This window comes from Mesorhizobium sp. M0778 (genome assembly GCF_040320105.1).
Taxonomy (GTDB): Bacteria; Pseudomonadota; Alphaproteobacteria; order Rhizobiales; family Rhizobiaceae; genus Mesorhizobium.
In genome coordinates, this window is the sequence record NZ_JAMYPA010000005.1 from 18,347 (window position 1) to 42,556 (window position 24,210).

Here is a 24,210-nt window from a genome sequence, read left to right on the forward strand (position 1 = left end):
TATAAGCGCTTCAGCCCCGCTTGACGTTGCCGGCGGTGACCTCGTCTTTGTGGGCGGCGAAAGCTTCCAAGACTTCGGTTTTCTCAGGCTTCGGAATTTTGAAATGATCCAGGGTCCGCCCGAGTTCCGCTGCGACCTCATCGAATTCCGCGGGGGAAATCCGCAGGTCGCGATGCGCCTCCTCGAGGCCGAGCGGCGTCGTGCCGGGCTTGGTGGCGACGAACTTGAAGGGCCCGCCAGAAACGTCGCAGACCCACAGCGTGCGCATGAACTTGAGGCCGGGCAACCTTTCAAGGTTCTTGGTGTGCCATTTGCGCAATTGTGGGTTCTTCGACTTCTTGCCGACGATCGGGTTCTTCACGACGGCGTCGCTGAAATGATCGATCACCGCTGCGATGGCGAATACGCCCCCCAGCCGCTCATACAGACTTTTGTCAGCTGTGGTTTTCTTGGCCTGGGCGAGTGCGTTGTCGGCGGGCAATACCGCCGTCGACGCGGCGGCCAGCGCCAGCGCGGCAACAACACTTCGTCTTGTCAAAGAGGTTGAAACAGCCGTTTTCATCCCTGGTTCCCTTCGAGGTTAGGCCAGAGCAAGCCGCAGCCTGTCTGGCGGGCTTCATGAAGTGACATTCGGACACTTTGCTATATTTTAGCATCGTCTAAGGAACAAACGAGCCCTTCGCCCGAATTATTCCGATGGACGGCATTCTCACGGTCAACATGCGTAAAAAGGGCGAAGGCCGCGCGGATGAGGAAGGCTTAAGCACGCGTCGCTGCACGCGGCAGAGGTCGCGAAGCCACTTCGGCCGCATCGGCCCGATCGATGTTGCGGGCACCGTAGTGTTCCTGGCCTCGCTGGCGGCGGTCGCCTGCGGCCAATAGCCTGTGCTTTTCAAAAATCGCTAGCTTCTGCGGATAGGTGATCCGCACCTTTGCGTTGCACCCGTCGCATTTGAAGTGCGCGATTGTTCTGAGTGCAGAGCCCTTTCTTACCGCCGGATGCGAGCAATCCGGACATTCGAATGTGAGCGCGACATCCGATAAGTCTTTGGCTAAGCCCATTTCCATCCCCTTCGCAAGCTCGGTGGCTACACTCTGGCGATTCTCAATGGGCAATTCAGATGCCAAACGGCTGTGCCAAAGCGGGATTAGACCAATTCACCTCGGAACGCCGCAAAGCTAGTGCGCCTTCTCTCTGCCTTTTGAGCGACGAAGAGACCTAACTTCCTCCAGCAGTTCGCGCTCATTGGTAGTCAAGTTTCGGAAGATTGCGACAATCATCACCGCTAAGGCTTCGGCATCCAGGCTTAAAAGGTCAATGTGTTCATCTGCGCAAACCTGATCAAACACGCGTTCACAAATAGCCAAATCGTGAGGGCTGAGGCGAGTGCTATTGAAACGCCGGCGCGACATTTGCGAGCCTTCGACGCCCGCCGCCCTGTTGCAAAAGAAGCGGGCCCTGGCAGAAACGCGAGTCGTTGAGTGGTTGTTCCCGGCTGCAAGCTTTGCTAAGCCGCCTGCAGCAGGGGCAGACCAGAAGCCTTTCCCCGCACGCATCATGGCGCATGCGAGCGGAGCTGTGCGCCGACCTTGGCACCTCAGACATTTTCGAGCGCCCGCCTGAGCGGCTCTGGCTGCCATGCGCGGGCCGATCTTGGACGGCAGGACCGTTGGACTCACGTCAGACACAGTAGCCTGGGGGCAAGACTGCTTCGAACCCTAAACGGGGCCGTCGGCTACCCATTTGACGACCGGAGGAGCCACGCGTTCCTCTGCTGGCACTCGTCATCGCAGCCAATGCCACCGCGACGACCTAGTTCCAATACTTGAAAACTCTCCCGAGACGGTTTGGCATCATGAACAGTCTTCTTTGGCGGCAGGCGCACTAGGGTGGCCCGAAATTTGGTCCGCCCCGTAAGGCGGTACATATGCTATAGCTAATATTGTGTCGAGGGGGTGACCATGAACAGGGAGGACCAACCATGAAGCCGCATTCCCTCAGCGCCCGCCGTATTAGCCTGCTTATATTCTCGGTGTGTGCTTTCGGGCTGATGACGTCAGTCTCAATGCCCGCAGACAGCAAATTCGCCGTCGAGCCGGTGGTTGAGAAAAAGGTGACGGAACTGCCCTCCGGACCGTTGTACTGGCGGCTGGATAATCTGCCAACGCTGGCGCAGGCCCAAAGCGCGGCGGGCCCGACCTCGCTTGCGGCGGAGATCGCAGGCAAGGTCTGGCTGTTCACGCTTGGACCGAAGGATGGCTCGACAACCGGCGGAACCAAGGTCATCGAGATCGGACCGATCCCTCCGATCAGTGCAAGCGAGTATTTGCTGCGCGTCAACCGCGCCGGTGGAGCGCCCGGCGTCAAGACGAAGATCCATACGCATCCGGGACCGGAGGCCTTCTATGTGCTGGCCGGCAAGGTCGGCCAGAGGACGCCCCACGGAGTGACCTATGCTGAAGCTGGCACAGCCATGATCGGACACGGGGCCAACACACCGATGGAGGTGTTCAGCGCCGGCACAACCGATCTCGATGAGCTGGCCATCTTCGTGGTCGACGCCAAGCAGCCGTTCTCGTCGCCGGCCAGCCTCGACTGAGGCGACATTTCCCGGGGTGGTACTTCCGCTCTCCACCTGTTGCAGACAGTCGGTCAACGAGCTGTGAATGTCTGCCCTGGGTCGAACTCGGGTCGTTCAGCGTGGTGGGTTTTGACCCCAACGCCATCGGATTGGGTTCGCCTGACCTGCATAGCCGTCCATTTCCCGCTCGGGGCTCATATTTCCAGCGAGGCCTGACAACGACGGTCCAGGCCTTCATGGGGCGGGAAGTTTCACGATCTTGTCTCTTCTGTAGTCATAGCCGGTCTTCGGAGTTCCGTTGCGATAGTCGTTATAGGTCCAGCGGCCGGTGGCCCAAGCATTGACAAAGTCGGTGCACCACTTCACGCCTCCGGGAGGAGGTCGTCCTCGAACCCATCTCTTTTTCGATGTTACGCCTTTGAGGCAGTGCTGAATTGCAGCGCGCCTCTGTTCCGGACTCTGCAGTTTCGCTCTGCCTGCTTCAAACTGGGTTCTACCATCGCTTTGACAGCCAGCAATCAGCAGTGCTGTTGCGACGATCAATTTGCCGGCGCATTTCAAATGAGGCTCTCCAAATCGGGCACGTCAGTGTACCGCAATTAATTGGCACATGGACCGTCCCGCCACAATCGCTTGGAACGATCAACCGTGCGTCTTCGGCACGCCTGCATCAATTGTGTCGAGCCCCGGCATCTATACACGCCACCGCGAGGTCATCGCGGATGCGATGATGCGGCATGAACGGAACTTGAGAGGTGAAACGGCGAGAGGCGCTCACTTCGGTGGTGGCATCGGCGGCTTAATGTCGGTCCGGTAGAACCAATATCTTGTCCACTCAAAGGGTCCTTTACACACCATCTTTAGGGGTCTGTATTTTGGAGTTTCAAGCCAAGTGGTGCAGCGGTACGACTGGTGTTGGTCGTTGATCATTTTATCATATCTGATGACCACGGTATTTATGCCGTCCAACTTCTCTTCACCGACGCGGCTGCAAGTTCGGTTTATCGGCGTCCCGTCCGGATTCAAGTCGCTGCCCGGAGGACGTGCCGTCGCGATCCAGCGCCCAAAAGGCTGGCGTCGTGAGTATACCATATCGCCTATGTAGATCTCTTCTTGATGCAGAAACCCAGGTTGGTCACCATACCTAATTAAGTGGTCCGTAACCTGAATGGCGGGCGTCCTTAATACTCTTTCGTTGGCTTTGTTTAGAGGACTGCACGCCTCGGCCTCCTGCACATCGCGGGATGCTGTGGAGCCTGGAGCCGCTTTGGATTCCAAAGGCAGACAGATCAAGCAGACTGAAAGGGCGAGGATGAATCGAGCAAAAAGGCTCATCGTCCTTGTAAAGCACGTCCCATCGAGCACCGTGAGATAGACCCCGACTGAATTTACTCCATATCCGGCACGTCACCGCTGGTGAATAGCACGGTCGGCGGGCCGTAGTCACCAAGCGCCGGGTTCGCGTCACGGCTCCATGCGATTACGCCAACGTGCTTCCCTGCGAGCGTCTTAGCGGTGCGGATGGCGCGTTCCTCGCTTTGCTGATCAGCCGGACCAAAGGTGGGAAACAGTTCGCCGTCCTCGCCACGATCGAACGCCACGACGACGATCAGCTTGGGCTGCTTCTGGCCAGGCAGAATATGATCCGACATGGCGGTAAGCTATCACATCACAGAGGATTGAGTCGCGTTCGAGACTCGGGAGGTGAGCGTGCAAGACGATCATTTTTGACAAGCCTGCGCGCGTGGCACTCGGCAGGTCGCGGGGCGCCTATTTTTCGGCAACCTCGCCAACCGTGCACAATCATCATCGAGCAGGTCAAGCGGCCTTGGAAGGTGCGCTAGCGAAAACGATCTGGTGCTGCGAGAGAGGATTGAACTCTCGACCTCTCCCTTACCAAGGGAGTGCTCTACCACTGAGCTACCGCAGCCGCCGATGGCGGGGCTTCTGCCATATCGAACCGGCAAGCGCAAGGCCAAGACAAAGACGGGTTGAAAGGCCGCACCAGGCGATTGTTCCGGACATGGCCATGCCACAATGTTGGCTATCCCTTGATCCGCACGGGCGGGTCGCCGGCCGGGGACGGGACGATGAACGACAAGACAATTTCTCCGAACAAGGATGGTCTACCAAAAAAGGCTGGCCGGAAGGACCGGCTGGCCGAGCAGTTGCGTGCCAATCTGCAGAAGCGCAAGGCGCAATCGCGCTCACGGCGAACCGGCGGGGCCGACCAGCGGCCGGACGGGCTGCAGGCGGCAAAGCAGAAGGATTAACGCGAATCGGCTATGTTGGTCGCCGGTATTTTGGCCAAGGTATCGTGGGCCAACGCGGGGAAATAGCCTGTTTCTTGAACCAAGCCGGCCAATGGTCTAGATGGGCCGCAACTGACTCAACCGATTTAAACCGGCTTTTCGGCCGAGGGGACGCTCTTCATGGATCGCATCAGAATTGTCGGCGGCAACAAGCTTGCCGGAAGCATCCCGATCTCGGGCGCGAAAAACGCCGCGCTGCCGCTGATGATCGCCGCGCTTTTGACCGACGACACGCTGACGCTGGAAAACGTGCCGCATCTGGCCGACGTCGAGCAGCTGATCCGCATCCTCGGCAATCACGGCGTCGACTATTCGGTCAATGGCCGCCGCGAAAAGCAGCATGAGGGCTATTCGCGCACCATCAATTTCTCCGCCCGCAACATCGTCGACACGACGGCGCCTTACGAGCTGGTGTCGAAGATGCGGGCGTCGTTCTGGGTGATCGGCCCTCTGCTGGCCCGCATGGGCGAGGCCAAGGTGTCGCTGCCCGGCGGCTGCGCCATCGGCACGCGGCCGGTCGACCTCTTCCTGGAAGGCCTGCAGGCGCTGGGCGCCGACATCGACGTCGATACCGGCTATGTCATCGCCAAGACCAGGAACGGCCGGCTGGTCGGCAACCGCTACGTGTTCCCGAAAGTCTCGGTCGGCGCCACCCATGTGCTGATGATGGCGGCCTCGCTGGCCAAGGGCGAGACGGTGCTCGAAAACGCAGCCCGCGAGCCCGAGATCGTCAACCTTGCCGACTGCCTCAACGCCATGGGTGCGAAGATCTCCGGCGCTGGCACCGCGACCATCACCATCGACGGCGTCGAGGCGCTGTCGGGCGCCCGCGTCAGGGTGATCCCCGACCGTATCGAGACCGGCACCTATGCGATGGCGGTGGCGATGACCGGCGGCGACGTCGTGCTGGAAGGCGCGCGGCCCGACTTGTTGCAGACGGCGCTGGACATCATTTCGCAGACCGGTGCTGAGATCACGCAGACCAATTCCGGCATCCGCGTCAGGCGCAACGGCGCCGGCATTTCGCCGGTCGACGTGACGACGGCGCCGTTCCCGGCGTTCCCGACCGATCTGCAGGCGCAGTTCATGGGCCTGATGACGATGGCCAAGGGTAAGTCGCGCATCACCGAGACGATCTTCGAAAACCGCTTCATGCACGTCCAGGAGCTCGCCCGGCTCGGCGCCCACATCACGCTGTCCGGCCAGACGGCGATCGTCGACGGCGTGGCGAAGCTGAAGGGCGCGCCTGTCATGGCAACCGACCTTCGCGCCTCGGTGTCGCTGGTCATCGCCGGCCTTGCGGCAGAAGGCGAGACCACGGTCAACCGCGTCTATCATCTCGACCGCGGCTTCGAGCGGCTGGAAGAAAAGCTGTCCGGCTGCGGCGCGGAGATCGAGCGCATTTCGGGGTAACGATAGCAGGCTCAGGTCAGCGCCGCCCCTCATCTGCCTGCCGGCATCTTCTCCCCGTATAGGGACGGGAGAAGGACCGCCTGGCGAAGGATTTCGCCAATCTCCAGCGTTGCGGAGAGGGTGCCGAGGTTGCGGCCAGCCTCTTCTCCCCGTCCCTATACGGGGAGAAGGTCCCGGCAGGCGGACGAGGGGCGGCGCTGACCGGGGCGATTGCCTGGCCAAGACCTCCGGTGCGGTTGCACGAGCCGGAAAGACCGCCTAACAGAAGGTCGAATAGTCAACTCGCAGGTGCGAATTCCGCATGAATGGCCTTAAGCTTGTCGCGCTCGACGATCAGGATCTGAGCATCATCTCGGCGCATGTCCAGGATGCCGTGATGAAGGTCAGCGATCTCGAATACCTGCCTTCGGTCAAGCGCTTCGTGCTGACCATGAACCGCTTCGTCTGGGAGGCGAAATCGGGCTTCTTGCGCCAGCACAATGAGCGGCGGCAAGCCGTGCTGCATTTCGACCGGGTGCTCGCCGCCAAGACCAGCGGCATTGCCCGCGACAAACCGGACGAGGTGCTGTCGCTGCTGGCGATCAGCTTTCTCGCGCTAGACAAGCCGGCCGGCATCGTCGAGCTGATCTTTGCGGGAGGCGGCGCCATCATGCTCGATGTCGAATGCATCGAGGCGCGGCTTGCCGATGTCGGCGGTGCCTGGGAAGCGACGTCGCGCCCGGTCCACAGGGTCTGAGCCGATGGCCATCACGCTTCGCCAGTCCGACGCCGATTTCGAGCAGCGCTTTGCCGCGTTCCTGCTGACCAAGCGGGAAGTCTCGGCCGACGTCGACGCCGTGGTGCGCGAGATCATCGCCAAGGTGCGCGCCGACGGCGACGCGGCGCTCGTCGCCTACACGCAGAAATTCGGCGGCGGCGACCTGACAAGGCTCGGCATTGCGGTGTCCAAGGATGACATTGCCAAGGCTTACGATGCAGCCGATCCGCAGACGGTCGAGGCGCTGAAATTCGCCCGCGAGCGCATCCGCTCCCATCACCAGCGGCAGCTGCCTAAAGACGATCGCTATACCGACGCCGCCGGCGTCGAGCTCGGCTCGCGCTGGACGGCGATCGAGGCCGTCGGGCTCTATGTGCCGGGCGGCACGGCGAGCTATCCGAGCTCGGTGCTGATGAACGCCGTGCCGGCCAAGGTCGCCGGCGTCGAGCGCATTGCCATGGTGGTGCCAGCCTCCGGCGGCGACGTGCCGCCGCTGGTGCTGGTCGCGGCCGACCTTGCCGGCGTTTCCGAAATCTACCGCGTCGGCGGCGCCCAGGCGATCGCAGCCCTTGCCTATGGCACCGAGACGATAAAGCCCGTCGCCAAGATCGTCGGCCCCGGCAATGCCTATGTCGCGGCGGCCAAACGCCAGGTGTTCGGCACGGTCGGCATCGACATGATCGCCGGGCCTTCGGAAGTGCTGGTCGTCGCCGACGGCAGCAACGACCCCGACTGGATCGCAGCCGACCTGCTGGCCCAGGCCGAGCACGACGTGTCGTCGCAATCGATCCTGATCACCAACGACCCTGCCTTCGGCGACGCGGTCGAACAGGCGGTCGAACGCCAATTGCAGAACCTGCCGCGCGCCGCGACGGCGGCGGCGAGTTGGCGCGATTTCGGCGCCATAGTCCTGGTGCCGACGATCGAGGCAGCACTGCCGCTGGTCGACCGCATCGCGGCCGAACATGTCGAGCTTGCCATCGACGACCCAGAGCCTTTCCTGGCGCGGATGCGCAATGCCGGTGCGGTGTTTCTCGGCCGTCATACGCCGGAGGCCATCGGCGACTATGTCGCCGGCTCCAACCACGTGCTGCCGACGGCGCGCTCGGCGCGCTTTTCGTCCGGGCTTTCGGTGCTCGATTTCGTCAAGCGTACCTCGATCCTGAAGCTCGGGCCGGAACAGTTGCGGGCGCTGGCGCCGGCGGCAATCACGCTGGCCAAGGCGGAAGGACTCGATGCGCATGGACGCTCCGTCGCCATCCGGCTGAACATGTAGAAATGTCCGACTACGACGAAACCCGCGCCAGGCTGATCGATGTCGAGCTCGACGAGACGATCGGCCGATCGACGCCCGATGTCGAGCATGAGCGGGCGGTGGCGATCTTCGACCTGATCGAGGAGAACCGTTTCCAGCCGGTCAATGACGACGGTGCCGGGCCATACCGACTGAAACTGTCGCTGGCCGAATCCCGGCTGGTGTTCGCGGTGGCGCGCGAGGACGGCGCAGCCGTGGTCACCCATATCCTGTCGCTGACGCCGCTTAGGCGCATCGTCAAGGATTACTACATGATCTGTGAAAGCTATTACGACGCCATCCGCACCGCGACGCCCAGCCATATCGAGGCGATCGACATGGGCCGGCGCGGCCTGCACAATGAAGGCTCGCAGACGCTGATGGACCGGCTTGCCGGCAAGATCGACATCGATTTCGACACGGCGCGCCGGCTGTTCACGCTGGTTTGCGTGCTGCACTGGCGAGGTTAAACTGGCCGCCCCGCTGCCCCGCTCGATCCTGCCCCGCTCGATCCTGTTTGTTTGCGGCATGAACGCCGTGCGCTCGCCGATGGCCGAATTGCTGGCGCGCAAGGTGCTCCCGCCTACCACTTTCGTCGCCTCGGCCGGGGTGCGCGGCGGCGAACGCGATCCGTTCGTCGATGCCGTGCTGGCCGAAGAGGGGCTGTCGCTCGGCGAACGGCACCCGAGAACGATGGACGACCTCGAAGACGATTATTTCGACCTGATCGTGACGCTGGCGCCGGAAGCCCACCATACCGCGCTCGAACTCACCCGCTCGCTGGCCGTCGAAGTCGAATATTGGCCGATGCCCGACCCGACCGGCGTCAGCGGCACGCGCGAACAGATCATGGCTGCCTATCGCGACGTGCGCGAGCGGCTGAAGGCGCGGATCGGCCGCCGTTTTCTCGGCAACGAGGCTGAAAACGCCGCGGATTAAGCGTGTTCACAAGCGGACGTTTATCATATAGGTTCCGCGCAACTTTCCGGCCGGGGCGCTGGAAGTACCCATCCAAGCAAAGGTATCGAATGCCGAAGGAAGAAGTCCTCGAGTTTCCGGGTGTCGTGACGGAATTGCTGCCCAACGCGATGTTCAGGGTCAAGCTCGAAAACGAACATGAAATCATCGCCCATACGGCCGGCCGCATGCGCAAGAATCGCATCCGCGTTTTGACCGGCGACAAGGTCCTGGTCGAGATGACGCCCTACGACCTGACCAAGGGCCGCATCACCTACCGCTTCAAGTAAGTTCAAGGACCCGGCCGGGATCGCGATGGGCATTTTGCAGAAGCTCGTGCTTGCCTCGGGTTCGCCGCGCCGGATCGAGCTGTTGCAGCAGGCCGGCATCGAGCCGGATCGCGTGCTGCCGGCCGATGTCGACGAGACGCCGCTGCGCGCGGAGCATCCGCGGTCGCTGGCCAAGCGGCTAGCGACGCAGAAGGCCGAGAAGGCGCTGGTCTCGCTGAAAACCGAGACGGACTACCTGCCGAGCTTCGTGCTGGCCGCCGACACGGTGGTTGCCGTCGGGCGGCGCATCCTGCCCAAGGCCGAGACGCTCGACGATGCCGCCAACTGCCTCGGGCTGCTGTCCGGCCGTTCGCACCGGGTCTATTCCGGCATCTGCCTGATCACGCCGGGCGGCAAGCAGCGCTTGCGGCTGGTCGAGACCAGGGTGCGCTTCAAGCGGCTGCCGCGCGAGGAGATCGACGCCTATATCGCGTCGGGAGAATGGCGCGGCAAGGCCGGCGGCTATGCCGTCCAGGGGCTTGCCGGCGCCTTCGTCGTCAAGCTCGTCGGCTCCTACACCAACGTCGTCGGCCTGCCGCTCTACGAGACGGTGGCGCTGCTGAGCGGCGAAGGCTTCAAGGTGCACGTCAACTGGCTGGCGGGTGCGCGGATATGAGCCCGGACGACAAGGTCACGCCGCTGCGACCCAAGCGGCCCTGCCCCGAATGCGGCAAGCCATCGGCGCGCGAAACCTACCCGTTCTGCTCGAAGCGCTGCAAGGACATCGACCTCAACCGCTGGCTGAAGGGCGTCTACGTCATCCCGGGCCGCGACGACGAGGACGACGACGACCACCAGAAATAGCGCCGTCCGCCTGCAGTTTTCCACAAGCTCGGGACGGTTTCGCGGCCGCGATTGTGACCGATGATCGGCCTTGCCGACTGCCTGTCGCTTCCCGCCTGAACTCAATGTCCAGAAGCTGTTCCATCCGGGTAGAGTCGGATGGAACAGGTTCTGGCGTTTTGCCTGAGCATGATCTTTTCCGAAAACCGGATTCCACTTTTCGGGATCATGCTCTAAGCGCTGGACAGGCCGAATTCCCGTGCTATAACCCACGCGCTTTCAAGGGGTGCCGACGGCGCTTTCATGAACCCGGTGTGCAGATTGCCGCCCGCCGGAGCAGGCCCAGATAGCTCAGTTGGTAGAGCAGCGGACTGAAAATCCGCGTGTCGGTGGTTCGAATCCGCCTCTGGGCACCACTACTTCCTCATATAAAGTCAATGGCTTGCGGTGTCGCCAGCTTGGCGACTTACGGCATTTCATGTCGCGCCGTGTTGCGAACTGTTACCGTTGAGTTTCAAGGGTTTCCTGCGACTGTCGGCAACTCCACGCGACATGAACGCGACATGAGCTTCAACAAAGACCAGCCTCATGGCAAATGCTCGGTTTCAAATTTCATGTGCCCGCCGGCTTTACCGCTTTCTGGCAACCACCAGGAAATTCTGCGCAAGCTCCGCCGGAATCCTGGCACTTGCGCAGATCCTTTCAAACGGCACCATCAATATTTCGCACAGTCTTGGCAGCAATTTCCCGGGTCGCGGCAAAAAACCGTACCCAACTATCCGCTCGACAATAAAGCCATTTGCAATGAGCGTCTGCTCGTATCCTTTAATGCTCAAAGTGTGGCGGACTGTCCCTCCTGCATAACGGTTCAGAATGCGGCAGACCAGCCCTATTGGGGAGGTCGCATTCATGTGGATATTCGAGATTAGCAATCCACCTTCGTTCAAATGCGCGCTGATGGCCGACAGTGCATCCTTCCTGAGCTCATCTTCAGCATTGAGGAAGAATCTGAATGCCGTGACCACGTCGAACCTTTCGGCAAGCGGAGAGAACGTAAGATCAGCGCGGACCAATTTCACGTTCTTCGGAACCCGTGCGCTAGCCAGCATAGATTGGGAGATGTCAACGCCGACGACTTCACCAAAAAATGGAGCTGCGATATTTGCTATGCGGCCTGTGCCGCATGCGAAGTCCAGGCATTTCCGGTTCGGCCCGCCGACAGGCAGGAGAATACGTTCGACCAAAGGCTTTTCGATACCCGACCACAGAGCTGCATAGTAGCCGGACCGGTACGTGTCGGAGTAATGGGCACCGTACCCAGCCGTCTGGTGGCTTGCTCGGTAATCCCGACGAGCGGGTGCACGGTTCTCATGGACGCTCCCGAACGGTCGCCGCTGCGCCCGCAGAAATCTGCGAATGCCAACGAACGATCTCACCGTGAGCACCATGCAACTCGCGCCTCTAGTCTGGCCCGACGCATGCCGTCGCGGGCAATCCGTGCCCCACGATGCGCGCGACGACCTGTTCGAAATTGCGTGGGTCGAGGCCGTCGACACGCATCAGCGGCCATTTGTCTTGCAGGCATTGCCCGATCTCCCTCGCGATATCCGCTTGCTTCAGGCCCCTGACCACTCCGACTTCGAGAAGGCGCTCGAGGTACGGCTGCCGCGCATACCGCTCAATGAGGCGGTGGCGCAGCGTTTCCCCGGGCGCGTCGACTTGAATGAGGAGATCCGGTCGCGGCAGGAACGTCAGGCAATTACGAACCATGTCGATACTTTGATTTCGTCCCAACAGGACGAGCGCGCACAACGCCTGAACAATGCCCTCTTCGAAAATGAAGTACCCTTCTGAGGCCTGCGCCGTATTCCAGGCTTCGAAAAGCAAAACGACGTCGATCTTCAGACGCAACGCCCATATTCGACTTTTTGGAGGGATCGATGCCAAAAGCCGCGCAGCGGCCCCCTCGCTCGGCGGGGTCGAGAACAAGACCGGACTCGCGGTGGCGAGCTTGTGCACCAGACGCTGGATGCCATGGCGTGTCTCCGGGCCTTCATCCTCGACCGAATCGACTTCGCTACCGACAGACACAAAATCAATCCGGCGATAGCCATTGACTGTCTTCACACGGATGTCGTGTTTCGCCAGCTCACGGCAAAGGGCGCGGAGAAGGGTCGTCTTGCCTGCGCCAGGCGGACCGAACAACTCGATAATCATGTAGGGATCTCCCGAACAGGAAGCAGAAAGATCGGATGAAGCGAGCTCGCCCGCTCCGGCGGTGTGGCGAGCGTAAACACTCTGGCATCCGCCTGGCCGAGTTGACCCCGCTCGCTGGCATCCTGCTGACGCCGCAAAAAGCTTTGGAGGAGATGCGATGCGGTGGAAGACTGCCTTTCCATGGCGTGCAGTCCCGCCTGTTGAGCCGCGACAGCGTTGCCGGTTGACTTGAGAACTTGCAATTGCTTCTCGATCGCCTGCGCTTGCGGCTGGTTGACACGCCTGTCGCTGTCGAACTGGCTCGTCGCCCGTGCCATCTCCTGATCGATCGAGCGCCCCACGGTTGCCCGTTGGTCGACGTCGGTCGTCGTGGCTTCCAGGCGTGCGAGCCTCGACGACGCCGACCCCGCCGCCTGCGCCAACACCTCCGTCGTCGCGCCGCTTGCGCCCATAGGGAACATGGACCTCAGAAAGTCTCTAAATTGCCTGGGGATCAGTGCTTACTATGAGTGCCGAACCATACCATCATCCATCTGAATGACTGTCGGCACCACGGCACGCGCGTTTGGGCGCTGAACAGGGCAACGAGTTCAGGCCGAGCGGGCGGTTTTGGCTTGACGCGACACAAACGCGACATTCGGCCTAAAATCTGAACAATATCAATCACCGACAGCGGACTGAAAATCCGCGTGTCGGTGGTTCGAATCCGCCTCTGGGCACCATTTTTCCCTGTACGGCCCGGAGACATAGGTAACAGTTTATACCTAGACATGGGCGACAATCTCGCGCCGAGCGGATTGTCGATGGCGTGCAAGAATTATCTGGACCATGGCGCCAGAGGCTCCTGCTCGCCGGCCAAATGGCGATGAAGAACGCCTTCAGCATCTTGGATTCCGCTCCGGCCACAACCGCTCTAAAGACCGAGGGCGCAGCCGTCCTTGCGCGGTTCAGAACCGCCCAGCAGCGTCCCGTTTGCCCAATCGATGCGGATGGCCTGCGCACCGCCGATCGGGTCCGTCGCAGGGATAATTTCGAAACCGCGCCGGCTAAGTTCAGCTACGGTTTCGCGAGCGAGCCCGTGTTCGGCCTGGACCTTCATCGTGCCGCTGACGGGGGCGACCCGCGGCAGATCGATCGCCTCCTGCAGGTCCATCCCGAAGTCGAGCACCTTCGTCAGCAGGTGCGCGTGGCCCATTGCCTGGTAGTAGCCACCCATAACGCCGAAAGGCATCTCTGCCCGGCCGCCTCTCGCAAGCATCCCGGGTATGATGGTATGCAGAGGTCGCTTGTTCGGTGCCACTGCATTGGGGTGCCTGGGGTCAAGCGAAAAGCTTTGCCCGCGATTGTGCAAGACGACACCGGAGCGTGGCGAGACCAGGCCCGAGCCAAAGCTGTCGAAGACCGAGTTGATGAAACTGACCGCATTGCGATCCTTGTCGACAACGGAAATATAGACCGTGTCGCTGTGCAGCGGCATATCGAACGCCGGCAGGTCCGCGCGGGCGCGCTTTAGGTCAATCATGCCGGCCAGACGATCGGCCCAAGCATTCGACAACATATCGGCCACCGGGACCTCGGACGCATCAGGATCGGCGACGAGCAGGTCACGCGCGGCGTAAGCGAGGCGTGTCGCTTCGATTTCCAGGTGAAGCCGGTCCGCGGATTGCGGGTCGCCGTTGGCTTCGAAGCGCGAGAGGATGTTTAGAATCAGCAACGCGATCACACCCTGGCCATTCGGCGGACATTCGAACACATCGCAGCCTCGAAACGCCGTGCTGATCGGGGTCACGTACTCGCCTGTTGCCGAGGCGAAATCTTCGAGTGTGTGCAATCCGCCGAGCCCACGAAGATAGGCGACCATGTCTTCGGCCACAGGGCCAGCGTAGAAAGCCTCTCGTCCTTTTCTTGCGATCAGCCGCAGCGTTGCAGCCAACTCAGGCTGGCGATGCACTTGGCCAACGCTTGGCGCGCGACCGTTTGGCAGGAAAATCCGTTTCGCAGTAACATCGGAGGCCAGAAGTTCTTCCTCCAACGCCCAGTCACGATGGACCCGCGGTGAAATGGCGTAGCCTTCCTCGGCGAAGCGTATAGCAGGGGCCAGGATTTGATCGAAGGGCATGTGCCCGTGATCAGCGTGCAATCTGGTCCAGGCATCGATCGCTCCCGGGATGGTGACGGAGCCAGGAGAATTGCGAGCTACCTCCGCCATGCCACGTTCGAGGAACCAGTCAATTGTGAGGACGGCGGGTGTCCTGCCCGATCCGTTGTAGGCGATGACCTCGCCGGATCCGTTTCGCGACAGAAGAGCGAAGCAATCGCCTCCAATGCCTGTCGAGGCTGGTTCGACGACACATTGCACCGCGCAGGCTGCGATGGCGGCATCCATGGCGTTGCCGCCGGTCGCCATGATCTCCACCGCCGTCAGGGTCGCCGACGGATGAGAGGTGGCGGCCATGGCCTCGCGTGAAACGACGACCGAGCGCGTTGGTTTCTCAAAATTTCGCATGCTACGCCCTTCTGATCGTGCTCAAGAGGCGGCGTCCCTCATCGTCGAGGGGCGGTGCCGCAGATGCCGCGACATCCAGTATTCGAGTGCCGCCAAGGCACGGATGATCGCGAAATTCAAAGTGAGATAAATGGCGCCCGCGCAGATGAAGACTTCAAAGGCGCGGTAAGTCTGGGAGATCAATCCCTGGGCAATTCCAGTCACCTCCATCAAGGTCACGATGGAGGCCAGAGACGTGCCCTTGATCATCAGGATGATTTCGTTGCCGTAACTCGGCAGAGCCTGGCGAAAGGCCAGCGGCAGGATAACATGCCGATAGGTCAGACAGGTGGACAGGCCGACAGACCGGGCCGCCTCGACAAGGCCGCGCGGCACCGATTGAATCGCGCCGCGGAGGATTTCACTGCCATAGGCGGTGGTGTTGAGTGTCAGCGCGATGATTGCGCACCAGTAGGGTTCGCGGAAAACGGCCCATAATCCAATTGCCGACAGTTGGTGCCGGAACTGACCAAGGCCATAATATGTCAGAAAAATCTGCACCAGCAGGGGCGTGCCCCTGAACACGGCAACGAAGCCACGGATCGGCAAAACGACGAAGGGCGATTCCGATTGCTGGGCAAGCGCCAATGTGACGGCAAGGACGAAGCCGGCAACAATGGAAGTCAGGGCCAATTCTATCGTAAGCGGCAGGCCGGCGAGGAGCTTCGGCAGGATTTCGAGGAAAAAACTGAAATCTATCATGCCGACCGGACGCGCCACGGCGCCTTTCGTTCCAGACGGTAAAAGGCATGGCCCGTGACGGAAGCGATAGCCAGATAGAGCAAGGCTGCAGCAATGTAGAAGATGAATGGTTCACGGGTCGAACCTGCAGCGATCTGTGCCTGGCGCATCAGTTCAACGAGGCCGATTACCGATATCAGCGACGAGTCCTTCAGAACCAACTGCCACACGTTGCCGAGACCTGGCAGCGCGTAGCTCAGGAGCTGGGGAAAAATAACCTGTCGCAGCCGCTGCAGCCGGTTGAGACCAAGCGCGCAAGCGGCATCGTGCTGTCCTTGGTCGATGGCGAGGTAGGCCCCTCGATAGACCTCGGCTTGATAGGCGCCCGAGATGATTGCGATGGCCAAGGTTCCAGTGGCAAAGGCCGGAACGCCGACGAATCCGGACCCGCCCAGGCTATGACCAAGCGAGGTCAGGGCGACACTTCCTCCATAGTAAAGCAGATAAATGGTCAGAAGGTCGGGCACGCCTCGGAAAACCGTGCAATAGCCAAGGGCCAAGAACCTCAATACCTTGGAGTTGCGGAGACGGCCGGCCGCTGCCAGCCCACCGAATACAGCGCCAAGCGCAAAGCCCAGCACAGACAGAAGCACTGTAACCGAGGCCGCCATGAGAAGAGCAGCCCCCCAACCTCCGTGCTGGAAACCAAGTAGCCGGAATGCGTCAACCATCGATACCCCCGGCAGGGCGAACGGCTCAGCTCCGGAACGGGTCAGGAATGGCCGTTCGCCGACAAGCGCCTACTTGACTGGAGTGACGTCGCTCTTGAGCCATTTAAGCGACAGGGTTTTGATCGTGCCATCGGCGATCGCGGCGTCGATGGCCCCGTTGAGCATATCTTTCAGCTTGATGTCCTCTTTGCGGATACCGGCACCGGAGCCAAGACCGAAGAGCCCCCCGACAAATCCCGGCCCGGCAAGCGTATAGTCGCTGAACTCCGGTTTGCCCAGCGTGGCGGCCAGCGCTGTCTGCTGTGCGAAGAGCGCGTCGATGCGACCCGCGGCAAGATCGAGATCGTGTTGCTCGGTGGTCTTGTATTCGCGAATCTCAGCGACGTCCGAGAAGTATTTTTTCACAAATTCCAGGTTCGCCGTTGCGGCCTGAACTCCAATGATCTTTCCCTTCAGCAATGGCTTGAGCTTGTCGATTGCCGCCTGCGCAGAGGCTTCATTCTCCAGCTTGAACCGCTCGTTGGAAATGCCGACCTTGCCCAGTTCGCTATCCTTTGCGACCGCGAAACCTGAGGGATCCACCGCATATGGCTGGGTAAAGTCAATGATCTTCAGACGTTTTTCAGTGATGAACATGCTCGCCATGATCACGTCGAACTTGCCGACGGTCAGCGCGGGGATCATGCCGTCCCAGTCCTGTGCGACGATCTTGCACTCGATCTTCATTCGCCCGCACAAATCATTGGCGAGATCGACTTCGAAGCCGTCCAGTTTGCCGTCGGCTGTTGTGAAATTCCAGGGCGCGTAGGCTCCTTCGGTGGCAATGGTAATTGCCTTTGGTGTTTCTTGTGCGACGGCGGCCTGGACCAGGCCGAACAGGACCGACGCAATGGCTGCGATGCGGCTAATTTTCATGTCATTCTCCTCTTTTTTGCCGGTATGGCAGTTCCCTTTCGTCGTGCCGGATTATCTTCCGGCTTCAACGAGTTAGATGGCGTTTTCTAGCGGCGGCCGGGACTTGCGAAGTTGGCCAGAAGGGGCGCTGTCTCGACGATATGATCCCGCATGACGATCTCTGCCTTGCCGGCATCACCTGACCGCAACACCTCAATCAGGATCTCGTGCTCGGCGCGCGCGCTGGCGGGCTTGTCGACATAGTCGAACCAGATGCGCAGGTAGGGTTCGATCACGACGTGCAGGCTGGCAATCTGCCGGACCAGCTTGGGTCGGTTGCTCAGTTGGCAAATCTGCAAATGGAAGGCCTGATGGCGCACGACCCAGTCGCTGCTGCCGGTCTGGCTGGCGCGCTCCATGCGGTCGAGCTGGCGTTCCAGTTCTTCAAGCACTTCGACATCGATGTGCGGCATGGCAAGCCTCACCGCCAACCCTTCGAGCACCGAGCGCATTTCAAAGGTTTCGTAAATCTCATCGAGGGTAAGCCCGGCGACGATGCAGCCACGGTTCGGGCGAATGACCACAAGACCTTCCGCGGCCAGCTGGCGGAACGCTTCGCGAACCGGCATGCGGCTCATGCCGATTTCCGTCGCGATCTCTTCCGGGATAAGCCGGTCCCCGGCGCGGTAGCGCCCCATCCTCAAGGCACGCTGAATGTGGCGATAAGCCTCCTCCTCGGCGGTCGTGATGCCCAGCGGCTCGATTGCGTCTGCTGCCATGTCCTTGGTCCAATCAGAGCGTATCTGTGTATCCACTTATCCAGTTGTCGCGACCTGTGTCAAGCACCGAAGCTTGTGCGCGTTAGAATTTCTCTTGTGAGAATAAACACTTGGGGGGAAAATGGGGCAAGCACACCGTCATCAGCTAAGCCGCTGATCGGCCGCTTTCAACGTCCGGCAAAAAGGCCCGCCGCTCCATTTGCGAAGCGGCGAGGCCCCATATTCGGGGACGATCGCCGGAGTGTTCCCCGGCATTGCTTACAGCGCAATTCAGGTGCCAGAATTATTGACCCAAAACGGGTCACCGCATCGGAGGCGAGAAGGCGGACCTTCCGCGATCACGCTACTGCCGCGCTTTGCCATTGCTGCTACATTACTTTGCGGCGGACCTGATTTTTCCGCCTGGCCGGCGTCCGTCAGGCAACTTACCCCAACGCGCCCCCCCAAGTGACGCCGGCCATTTTCCCCATATTGCAGCACGGGCGCGCCGATTCCGTTATGCGCTTTCGAGCTATGGCAATCCGCCGGCGAGCCGCTTTGTCCAGCCTGCAATTGTCAGCCCGAAGGCCATTCCGGCGCAGTCGGCCACCCAGTCGAATAGATCCGGGTGGCGCCCTATCAGCTGCACGGCCTGAAGGCCCTCGATCGCCGCGCCCGTGAGCACGAGGAGGACGATCAGCTTCGCCTTGTGTTCCGGCCAGCCGAGACTTCCGAGAGCCGCCAGCACGACGAAGGCGGCGGCGTGATTGAGCTTGTCGTGACCAAACGTGAAAGCCAGGCCAAGACCCTGCAGGAGCTGCTCCGGCAAAAGGGCAAACAGCAGAACGCCGGCAAACGCGGCGGGAAAAGCAATCCTTGCCACGATCTGATAAGAATCCAGGCGCAACAAGGGTGAAATGGCCTTTCGTCCGAAATCTGCAGGGAACACCGCTGGCCGCTGAATCGAGAGCGAACGCGGCGTCCAATTTCCGCCGTCCGGGCGTCCGGTGCATCGTCAGAATGAATGAATGCTTCGGGTCAGCCGCTGCACAGGCCGGGCTCGTGGCAAGTGGCCTGCAATGGTGTGGCTTCCGCGATCACGCAATTACCCGCCGCGCCAACGCAGCTACTATCTGGCTGCGGCGGACCTGATTTCCGCTTGGCCGGCGCTGCATCAGGCACCTTACCCCACGCCTCACGAAGCAGCGCCGGCCATCTCTCCCAGCTAAAGCGCGTCGCGTTCGACCGGCCTCATGCGACGCGCTTAAGGTTCTTGTCTTGATGCATGTCGTTATCGCAAAACCGCTTCACACTTTTGCGCGACATGCATTGGATTTCCACCGGTTGCGCGATAACCCGGCCCGTATCAAAAAGCCCGCCGCCCTGTCGGACGACGGGCTCCGTTGCCTGGGCGCCAGGGCGCCGCGGTAGCGACTTCTTCTACTTATGCTCCCGCAGGTTTCCAATATGCTGCCACCGCATGGCGTTGCGCATCGGCTAAACAAACGAAGCCCGCGCCTCTGGCGGAGGGCGCGGGCCGACCGGGTTGCACCCCGATCTGCAGCAGAAACCCGGGAGGTTCCCGCTGCTTAAGATAACAATTAGAGACTTCTAATGTTCCCTTGGGGAAGATGCCGGCTGCTCCAGAATCTCATGGTCGGCACGACAACGATCGGGCCGTCAACTCATGCGCATGTTGATCTGGAAAATCCGTTCGTCGAAATGCCGCGTTTCGACGGCAAAGGTCAAAGCCACTTCAAGCACCAGACCGTCATGGTCGTTCCGGACCTTGACTGTGATCCTACGGTGAGGAAGGCCATCCCTGGCCATCTCGCCCAATGTGCGAAGGGCTTCTTTCCTGACCAGCGGGAAATCGTCACATGACGTTCCCTGATCGTCGGAATAGACGATTCCGTCTTCATCGGAATCGAAGAAATAAAGGGGCATTGGCTTGGCCGAAGCAGCGGCATCCGGGCACGTTGTCGATAGCTGACCGGAATTCTCGGCAGATCGTGATCAGTGCCTTTCCAACCGCCGGCTCCGCCGCCGTCTCACTTGCGCTCGCGCAATGCTTTCACCGCTTGCGAGAGGATCATCCGGTCGCCACCGGTCCTTTTGATCAGCTTGCTCACCTGGCTGGGCGAGACACCATTTTCCCGCGCGAAATATTCGACTTCATAATACTCATCCGCCGACACGCGGTTGCGGTCGCTGAAGTCTCGCTTGCTCTTGTCATCGGCCATTTCTCTTCTCCTCGTCTCTTCTCCTCGCCTCAGGGTCAACTTTGGTCAGAAGCACGCTGCAATTGAGGGTTCGCCCGCCACAAAAGTGACGCGCGAACCCTATCGGCGCAGGAAGGGACAGGGCTGCGCAGATGCCAGGTTCGATCGGAATGGAAACAGCCAAGATCGGTGCGAGCAACCGTCGACATTTTCCAAAGAATCCTCCCGGAACGTGCAGCCAGCAACGAATTTGAGCGGCGGCGGTTCCGGGCTTCGCGACAAACCTACCCTTTGCCCGCGAGGATCAGACTTAGGTCCTGCGGCAACACGTCGATTGGTCCCCGCCGGGTGGGACCGAAGCCCCGTCGACGGAACGTTTTCAGCTGGCTTCCGTTCGAATGAGCCTTGGCGCGAAGAGCGGACCGAGTTCGCAAAGGAGACGACCATGAGAATGCATCTTTCCACCGCGGCGGCGGGACTTTTGCTGCTGGCAGGCGTCGGCGCCGCTGCGGCGCAAGACGTTGTCATCGAACCGCAGCAGGAAACCGTCATCAGGGAGTATGTGAAAAAGCAGCCGCTGGCCTCGGTGAAAATCCCTGGGGTGGAGCTCAACATCGGCTCGACGCTCCCCGACACCGTCGAGCTTCATGAGGTCCCGAACGTCAAATATCGTTATGTCGTCATTGACAACCGCACCGTTGTCGTCGACCCAGGCACGCGCAAGGTCATCAAGGTCATCGAGTGACGTGAAAACTCGGGCAGCCGTCGCCCGTCGCTCGGAAATGAGCGGCGGGTGACGTTTGCGTCAGGCGGTTCCTCGGCGCTCAGCTGGGACCCGCCTTACCGTCGAGGGCCGGGGGGCCTCACAGGCAGTTTCAATGCGAACAATCAGCAGACTTTTCGATTCCCATGACCAGGCGGCGCGTGCCGTCGAAACGCTTCAGGCAGCAGGAATTGCTCGCCAGGAGATCAGCGTCATCGGACCCTACGATGATGAAATCGGCGCCGTCTTGCGCGATCCAGGTACGGGTACCGTCCTTGGTGCGGCAGCCGGTTTGTTGGCCGGCCTCGGCGCCTTTGATATGCCCGGCATCGATCCCCTCGGCGCGGGATGGCTGGCATCGGCCCTCGTCGGTGCAGTCTTGGGCGGCGTTGCCGGCAGACTTTTCGCGACATTGTCCCGTATCGGCAAGCAGCCGGGCCAGCCGGATGCCGCACAAGGTGTGATCCTGGTGCTGGCGCATGTCGATGAAAGACAGGCCGACACCGCACAGGCGGTGCTTGGAGCTTCCGTTCAGGCGACGCAGTCTTTGGCCAGGGCGGCTTGAAGATTAAGCTCGGGCAAAACACTTGACCCGACCGAGCAGCGGGGCGATCAAAGCACGAACCCAAAAATCTCTGGCAAGCCGCCGCCAGAAAGTGTTGAACACCGTGCCGATCACATTCGGCGAGCGGTTGCGCTCGGCGAGGCTTGATGATTTGCTGTCGGTTTGCGGAGAACGAATGATGCATGAGCCTGTCGGTCAAGACGAATATGGGTCGACCAGCCCGTTCGATCCGGACGATCTGTCGAGGTTGAACGCGATCGGCCCGAGCGCCGGCAGCAACGATTTCGAAAAATACGCGGTAGCCGTGATCATCGTATTCGGCGCCCTGATCATCGGCGGCCTGATGGCCGCCGGCTTGAGCTTCGGGCGCCGCAGCACCTTCTTTTTCGCGCTTGGCGGCGCCACCGCGGCATGGATATCCGGCAACGCGCTCCTGCTCGATCGGCCGCGCATCTACGCCCTGTTCGTCGGCGTCGCGGCGTTGATGCTGATTGCGTCGACCATCGCGCTGGTCACCTGAAGCAAGGCGAATCTTCCTATTGACCGTGACCTTATCCGAAAACCGGTTCCGCCTTTTGAGACCATGGTCTAATACCCGATAGCCTCACCGGATGCGGCGCGGCTGTCGATGGCGCCGTTGTAGCGGGCGCCGCCGCCCTTCTCGATTTCCGCCAGGCTCTTGCCGCCGACCAGGATGCCGGCCGCCTGGCCCCAATTCGCCTCGGCGAGATCGAGATGGTAGCCCATGCCGGTAAGCAGCTTTTCGGTATCCGGCGACAGGCCGAAGGGTTCGATATAGACCGTGTCGGGTAACCATTGGTGGTGGGTGCGCGGCGCGTCGATCGCTTCCTGGATGTTCATGCCGTGATCGATGACGTTGACGATCGCCTCCAGCGTGATGGTGATGATGCGTGAACCGCCAGGGCTGCCGATGACCATGAACGGCTTGCCGTCTTTGGCGAGGATGGTCGGGCTCATCGACGACAGCGGCGTCTTTTTCGGCGCGATCGCATTCGCCTCGCCCTGGACGAGGCCGTAGAGATTGGGCACGCCGGGTTTCTGGGTGAAGTCGTCCATCTCGTTGTTGAGCAGGATGCCCGTGCCGTCGGCGACGACGCCGGCGCCGAAAGAGCCGTTCAGCGTGTAGGTTACCGCGACGGCGTTGCCGTCATTGTCGATGATCGAATAATGCGTCGTCTCGCTGCTTTCGCCAAAGCCCTTCGGCATCAGTTCCTGCGAGACGCCGGCCCGGAACGGATCGATCTTTTCACGGATTTCCCTGGCGTAATTCTTGTCGAGCAGTTTTGCGACCGGATTGTCGACGAAGCCGGGATCGCCGAGCGCCGAATTCCGGTCGACATAGGCGTGGCGCATCGCCTCGACCATGACGTGAACCGTCTCGGCCGAACCGGCGCCGAGATAGGACAACGGATAGAACTCAAGCACGTTGAGGATCTCGCAGATGATGACGCCGCCGGAGCTCGGCGGCGGCGAGGAAATGATCTCGTAGCCGCGATAATTGCAGGTCGCCGGCTTCAGCTCGCGCACCGCGTAGTTTTCGAAATCAGCCCTGGCCAGAATGCCGCCCTTCTCGCCGCTTGCCCTGACGATAGCGTCGGCGATCGCGCCTTTGTAGAAGGCATCCGCCCCGCGTTCGGAAACGGCGGCAAGCGAAGCCGCGAGATCGGGCTGAACGAGGCGCTCGCCGACAGCATAAGGCTTGCCGTCCGGCTTGAGGAAAATGGCCGCCGCCGCTGGGTCCCTCGCCAACCGCTCCGCGCCGCCCCGGAGCGAGGCCGCATCGCCCTGCTCCAGCACGAAGCCCTCCTTGGCAAAGCGGATGGCCGGCGCCAGCAAGTCCTGCCGCGACAGCGTGCCGTATTTCTCCCGCGCCGTCTCGAAACCGGCAACCGAGCCCGGCACGCCGACCGCCAGATAGCCGTCGAGGCTGGCGCCCTTCACCGGCTTGCCGTCCTTGTCGAGATACATGGTTTTGGTCGCGGCCAGCGGCGCGCGCTCGCGGAAATCGAGGAAGGTCGAGCGGCCGTCCTTGAAGCGGATGGTCATGAAGCCGCCACCGCCGATATTGCCGGCGGTCGGATAGACCACGGCCAGCGCATAGCCGACGGCGACCGCGGCATCGACGGCATTGCCCCCCTTCTTCAGCACCTCGACGCCGACTTCCGAGGCCAGATGCTGGGCGCTCACCACCATGCCGTGCTCGCCCTTCGCCGGCTGCGGCGAGGCGGCAAAGGCGAGGAAGGGTACGAAGGTCAGGGTGAGGGAAAGGCTGACGGCGATTAGGGTTCGGCGGGTGTTGTGCATGGCCGTTCTCCGAGGCGTGGGGTAGGCCTAGGAAACGCGCTTGGCGAGGTCGAGTCTACTGACATTAATGGGATTGGCGAGG

At 61.1% G+C, this 24,210-nt stretch carries 28 protein-coding genes and 2 tRNA genes; 15 read left to right on the top strand and 15 right to left on the bottom strand.

Translation table 11 applies throughout. The features are described from left to right. Positions 1–10 precede the first annotated feature (10 nt). Positions 11–562 carry a group I truncated hemoglobin gene (locus NKI22_RS08930; protein ID WP_352547877.1) on the bottom strand — a complete coding sequence of 184 codons (552 nt, stop codon included), beginning with the start codon at positions 560–562 and terminating at the stop codon, positions 11–13. Positions 563–696: 134 nt separating this feature from the next. On the opposite strand from NKI22_RS08930, the gene NKI22_RS08935 reads away from it, so the two are divergent. After that, the gene (locus tag NKI22_RS08935; RefSeq protein ID WP_352482421.1) at positions 697–882 is read left to right on the top strand and encodes a hypothetical protein; all 186 of its coding nucleotides are present in this window, start codon (positions 697–699) and stop codon (positions 880–882) included. 1,100 nt (positions 883–1,982) lie between these two features. Continuing rightward, on the top strand, positions 1,983–2,600 hold the full coding sequence (locus NKI22_RS08940) for a cupin domain-containing protein (RefSeq protein WP_352482423.1): 618 nt from the start codon (positions 1,983–1,985) through the stop codon (positions 2,598–2,600). A 1,370-nt stretch (positions 2,601–3,970) separates the two neighbouring features. On the opposite strand, the gene NKI22_RS08945 is transcribed toward NKI22_RS08940, so the two are convergent. Next, entirely contained in the window at positions 3,971–4,234 is a 264-nt protein-coding gene (locus tag NKI22_RS08945; protein WP_023719439.1) for a hypothetical protein, read from the bottom strand. A 203-nt stretch (positions 4,235–4,437) separates the two neighbouring features. Continuing rightward, positions 4,438–4,512, bottom strand: a tRNA-Thr gene (locus NKI22_RS08950). A 160-nt stretch (positions 4,513–4,672) separates the two neighbouring features. Between NKI22_RS08950 and NKI22_RS08955 the strand changes: the two genes are divergently transcribed. The 10 genes from NKI22_RS08955 (at position 4,673) to NKI22_RS09000 (ending at position 10,843) form a co-directional block, all read left to right on the top strand. Further along, positions 4,673–4,855, top strand: a complete 183-nt coding sequence (locus NKI22_RS08955) for a hypothetical protein (RefSeq protein ID WP_023719440.1) — start codon at positions 4,673–4,675, stop codon at positions 4,853–4,855. Between the two features lie 159 nt (positions 4,856–5,014). After that, on the top strand, positions 5,015–6,307 hold the full coding sequence (gene murA, locus NKI22_RS08960; RefSeq protein WP_023719441.1) for a UDP-N-acetylglucosamine 1-carboxyvinyltransferase: 1,293 nt from the start codon (positions 5,015–5,017) through the stop codon (positions 6,305–6,307). 301 nt (positions 6,308–6,608) lie between these two features. Next, positions 6,609–7,043: a DUF2948 family protein gene (locus NKI22_RS08965; RefSeq protein WP_352482425.1), complete on the top strand. Its 435-nt coding sequence runs from the start codon at positions 6,609–6,611 to the stop codon at positions 7,041–7,043. 4 nt (positions 7,044–7,047) lie between these two features. Next, positions 7,048–8,340: a histidinol dehydrogenase gene (gene hisD / locus NKI22_RS08970; RefSeq protein ID WP_023719443.1), complete on the top strand. Its 1,293-nt coding sequence runs from the start codon at positions 7,048–7,050 to the stop codon at positions 8,338–8,340. 2 nt (positions 8,341–8,342) lie between these two features. Further along, complete coding sequence (locus tag NKI22_RS08975) at positions 8,343–8,828, top strand: UPF0262 family protein (protein WP_023719444.1); 486 nt, start codon at positions 8,343–8,345, stop codon at positions 8,826–8,828. 58 nt (positions 8,829–8,886) lie between these two features. Beyond that, on the top strand, positions 8,887–9,297 hold the full coding sequence (locus NKI22_RS08980) for an arsenate-mycothiol transferase ArsC (protein ID WP_023719445.1): 411 nt from the start codon (positions 8,887–8,889) through the stop codon (positions 9,295–9,297). Positions 9,298–9,386: 89 nt separating this feature from the next. Further along, entirely contained in the window at positions 9,387–9,605 is a 219-nt protein-coding gene (infA, locus tag NKI22_RS08985) for a translation initiation factor IF-1 (protein ID WP_006200926.1), read from the top strand. Between the two features lie 25 nt (positions 9,606–9,630). Beyond that, positions 9,631–10,260 (top strand): Maf-like protein, encoded by a 630-nt coding sequence (locus tag NKI22_RS08990; protein WP_023719446.1) that lies wholly within the window; start codon positions 9,631–9,633, stop codon positions 10,258–10,260. Further along, a complete protein-coding gene (gene yacG / locus NKI22_RS08995) occupies positions 10,257–10,448 on the top strand; it encodes a DNA gyrase inhibitor YacG (RefSeq protein WP_023719447.1) in 192 nt (63 codons plus the stop codon). Before NKI22_RS08990 ends, yacG begins: the two co-directional genes overlap by 4 nt. Positions 10,449–10,767: 319 nt before the next feature. Further along, positions 10,768–10,843, top strand: a tRNA-Phe gene (locus NKI22_RS09000). 213 nt (positions 10,844–11,056) lie between these two features. Here NKI22_RS09000 and NKI22_RS09005 read toward each other — a convergent pair. The 11 genes from NKI22_RS09005 to NKI22_RS09055 all read right to left on the bottom strand — a co-directional run bounded on the left by NKI22_RS09005 (position 11,057) and on the right by NKI22_RS09055 (position 20,496). Beyond that, positions 11,057–11,671, bottom strand: a complete 615-nt coding sequence (locus NKI22_RS09005; RefSeq protein WP_352482429.1) for a class I SAM-dependent DNA methyltransferase — start codon at positions 11,669–11,671, stop codon at positions 11,057–11,059. Positions 11,672–11,888: 217 nt separating this feature from the next. Beyond that, complete coding sequence (locus tag NKI22_RS09010) at positions 11,889–12,644, bottom strand: AAA family ATPase (protein WP_352716933.1); 756 nt, start codon at positions 12,642–12,644, stop codon at positions 11,889–11,891. Continuing rightward, positions 12,641–13,096, bottom strand: a complete 456-nt coding sequence (locus tag NKI22_RS09015) for a hypothetical protein (protein ID WP_352791676.1) — start codon at positions 13,094–13,096, stop codon at positions 12,641–12,643. Before NKI22_RS09015 ends, NKI22_RS09010 begins: the two co-directional genes overlap by 4 nt. Positions 13,097–13,557: 461 nt before the next feature. Next, positions 13,558–15,150 carry a gamma-glutamyltransferase gene (ggt, locus tag NKI22_RS09020; protein WP_352716937.1) on the bottom strand — a complete coding sequence of 531 codons (1,593 nt, stop codon included), beginning with the start codon at positions 15,148–15,150 and terminating at the stop codon, positions 13,558–13,560. A gap of 21 nt (positions 15,151–15,171) precedes the next feature. Next, positions 15,172–15,891, bottom strand: a complete 720-nt coding sequence (locus NKI22_RS09025; protein ID WP_352716986.1) for an ABC transporter permease — start codon at positions 15,889–15,891, stop codon at positions 15,172–15,174. Then, a complete protein-coding gene (locus NKI22_RS09030) occupies positions 15,888–16,601 on the bottom strand; it encodes an ABC transporter permease (protein WP_023719453.1) in 714 nt (237 codons plus the stop codon). The genes NKI22_RS09025 and NKI22_RS09030 overlap by 4 nt, the downstream gene beginning before the upstream one ends. Positions 16,602–16,670: 69 nt before the next feature. Then, positions 16,671–17,516: a transporter substrate-binding domain-containing protein gene (locus tag NKI22_RS09035; RefSeq protein ID WP_023719454.1), complete on the bottom strand. Its 846-nt coding sequence runs from the start codon at positions 17,514–17,516 to the stop codon at positions 16,671–16,673. Between the two features lie 86 nt (positions 17,517–17,602). Then, positions 17,603–18,274 (bottom strand): GntR family transcriptional regulator, encoded by a 672-nt coding sequence (locus NKI22_RS09040; protein WP_023719455.1) that lies wholly within the window; start codon positions 18,272–18,274, stop codon positions 17,603–17,605. A gap of 511 nt (positions 18,275–18,785) precedes the next feature. After that, positions 18,786–19,136 (bottom strand): VanZ family protein, encoded by a 351-nt coding sequence (locus NKI22_RS09045; protein WP_031194161.1) that lies wholly within the window; start codon positions 19,134–19,136, stop codon positions 18,786–18,788. A 797-nt stretch (positions 19,137–19,933) separates the two neighbouring features. Continuing rightward, positions 19,934–20,200, bottom strand: coding sequence for a DUF6894 family protein (locus NKI22_RS09050; RefSeq protein ID WP_352493800.1), 267 nt, complete (start codon positions 20,198–20,200; stop codon positions 19,934–19,936). A gap of 104 nt (positions 20,201–20,304) precedes the next feature. Beyond that, positions 20,305–20,496 carry a DUF3606 domain-containing protein gene (locus tag NKI22_RS09055; protein WP_023719459.1) on the bottom strand — a complete coding sequence of 64 codons (192 nt, stop codon included), beginning with the start codon at positions 20,494–20,496 and terminating at the stop codon, positions 20,305–20,307. Positions 20,497–20,920: 424 nt separating this feature from the next. On the opposite strand from NKI22_RS09055, the gene NKI22_RS09060 reads away from it, so the two are divergent. From NKI22_RS09060 to NKI22_RS09070, 3 genes are all read left to right on the top strand, one after another. Then, complete coding sequence (locus tag NKI22_RS09060; RefSeq protein ID WP_023719460.1) at positions 20,921–21,220, top strand: DUF1236 domain-containing protein; 300 nt, start codon at positions 20,921–20,923, stop codon at positions 21,218–21,220. A gap of 133 nt (positions 21,221–21,353) precedes the next feature. After that, complete coding sequence (locus NKI22_RS09065; protein WP_352493799.1) at positions 21,354–21,803, top strand: hypothetical protein; 450 nt, start codon at positions 21,354–21,356, stop codon at positions 21,801–21,803. A gap of 175 nt (positions 21,804–21,978) precedes the next feature. Then, complete coding sequence (locus NKI22_RS09070; RefSeq protein ID WP_198030499.1) at positions 21,979–22,323, top strand: hypothetical protein; 345 nt, start codon at positions 21,979–21,981, stop codon at positions 22,321–22,323. 68 nt (positions 22,324–22,391) lie between these two features. On the opposite strand, the gene ggt (NKI22_RS09075) is transcribed toward NKI22_RS09070, so the two are convergent. Further along, on the bottom strand, positions 22,392–24,128 hold the full coding sequence (gene ggt / locus NKI22_RS09075; RefSeq protein WP_352937718.1) for a gamma-glutamyltransferase: 1,737 nt from the start codon (positions 24,126–24,128) through the stop codon (positions 22,392–22,394). Between the last annotated feature and the right edge of the window lie 82 nt (positions 24,129–24,210).

Bases quoted from the DNA above. Each gene is read 5' to 3' on its own strand.
- NKI22_RS09025 (WP_352716986.1), bottom strand. From the start codon at position 15,891: ATGATAGATTTCAGTTTTTTCCTCGAAATCCTGCCGAAGCTCCTCGCC.
- NKI22_RS09060 (WP_023719460.1), top strand. From the start codon at position 20,921: ATGAGAATGCATCTTTCCACCGCGGCGGCGGGACTTTTGCTGCTGGCA.
- NKI22_RS08975 (WP_023719444.1), top strand. From the start codon at position 8,343: ATGTCCGACTACGACGAAACCCGCGCCAGGCTGATCGATGTCGAGCTC.
- NKI22_RS08965 (WP_352482425.1), top strand. From the start codon at position 6,609: ATGAATGGCCTTAAGCTTGTCGCGCTCGACGATCAGGATCTGAGCATC.
- NKI22_RS09070 (WP_198030499.1), top strand. From the start codon at position 21,979: ATGATGCATGAGCCTGTCGGTCAAGACGAATATGGGTCGACCAGCCCG.
- murA (WP_023719441.1), top strand. From the start codon at position 5,015: ATGGATCGCATCAGAATTGTCGGCGGCAACAAGCTTGCCGGAAGCATC.
- NKI22_RS08980 (WP_023719445.1), top strand. From the start codon at position 8,887: ATGAACGCCGTGCGCTCGCCGATGGCCGAATTGCTGGCGCGCAAGGTG.
- NKI22_RS09050 (WP_352493800.1), bottom strand. From the start codon at position 20,200: ATGCCCCTTTATTTCTTCGATTCCGATGAAGACGGAATCGTCTATTCC.
- NKI22_RS08955 (WP_023719440.1), top strand. From the start codon at position 4,673: ATGAACGACAAGACAATTTCTCCGAACAAGGATGGTCTACCAAAAAAG.
- infA (WP_006200926.1), top strand. From the start codon at position 9,387: ATGCCGAAGGAAGAAGTCCTCGAGTTTCCGGGTGTCGTGACGGAATTG.
- NKI22_RS08940 (WP_352482423.1), top strand. From the start codon at position 1,983: ATGAAGCCGCATTCCCTCAGCGCCCGCCGTATTAGCCTGCTTATATTC.
- ggt (WP_352937718.1), bottom strand. From the start codon at position 24,128: ATGCACAACACCCGCCGAACCCTAATCGCCGTCAGCCTTTCCCTCACC.
- NKI22_RS09015 (WP_352791676.1), bottom strand. From the start codon at position 13,096: ATGGGCGCAAGCGGCGCGACGACGGAGGTGTTGGCGCAGGCGGCGGGG.
- NKI22_RS08935 (WP_352482421.1), top strand. From the start codon at position 697: ATGGACGGCATTCTCACGGTCAACATGCGTAAAAAGGGCGAAGGCCGC.
- ggt (WP_352716937.1), bottom strand. From the start codon at position 15,150: ATGCGAAATTTTGAGAAACCAACGCGCTCGGTCGTCGTTTCACGCGAG.
- NKI22_RS08990 (WP_023719446.1), top strand. From the start codon at position 9,631: ATGGGCATTTTGCAGAAGCTCGTGCTTGCCTCGGGTTCGCCGCGCCGG.
- hisD (WP_023719443.1), top strand. From the start codon at position 7,048: ATGGCCATCACGCTTCGCCAGTCCGACGCCGATTTCGAGCAGCGCTTT.
- NKI22_RS08930 (WP_352547877.1), bottom strand. From the start codon at position 562: ATGAAAACGGCTGTTTCAACCTCTTTGACAAGACGAAGTGTTGTTGCC.
- NKI22_RS09030 (WP_023719453.1), bottom strand. From the start codon at position 16,601: ATGGTTGACGCATTCCGGCTACTTGGTTTCCAGCACGGAGGTTGGGGG.
- yacG (WP_023719447.1), top strand. From the start codon at position 10,257: ATGAGCCCGGACGACAAGGTCACGCCGCTGCGACCCAAGCGGCCCTGC.
- NKI22_RS09065 (WP_352493799.1), top strand. From the start codon at position 21,354: ATGCGAACAATCAGCAGACTTTTCGATTCCCATGACCAGGCGGCGCGT.
- NKI22_RS09040 (WP_023719455.1), bottom strand. From the start codon at position 18,274: ATGGCAGCAGACGCAATCGAGCCGCTGGGCATCACGACCGCCGAGGAG.
- NKI22_RS08945 (WP_023719439.1), bottom strand. From the start codon at position 4,234: ATGTCGGATCATATTCTGCCTGGCCAGAAGCAGCCCAAGCTGATCGTC.
- NKI22_RS09035 (WP_023719454.1), bottom strand. From the start codon at position 17,516: ATGAAAATTAGCCGCATCGCAGCCATTGCGTCGGTCCTGTTCGGCCTG.
- NKI22_RS09055 (WP_023719459.1), bottom strand. From the start codon at position 20,496: ATGGCCGATGACAAGAGCAAGCGAGACTTCAGCGACCGCAACCGCGTG.
- NKI22_RS09010 (WP_352716933.1), bottom strand. From the start codon at position 12,644: ATGATTATCGAGTTGTTCGGTCCGCCTGGCGCAGGCAAGACGACCCTT.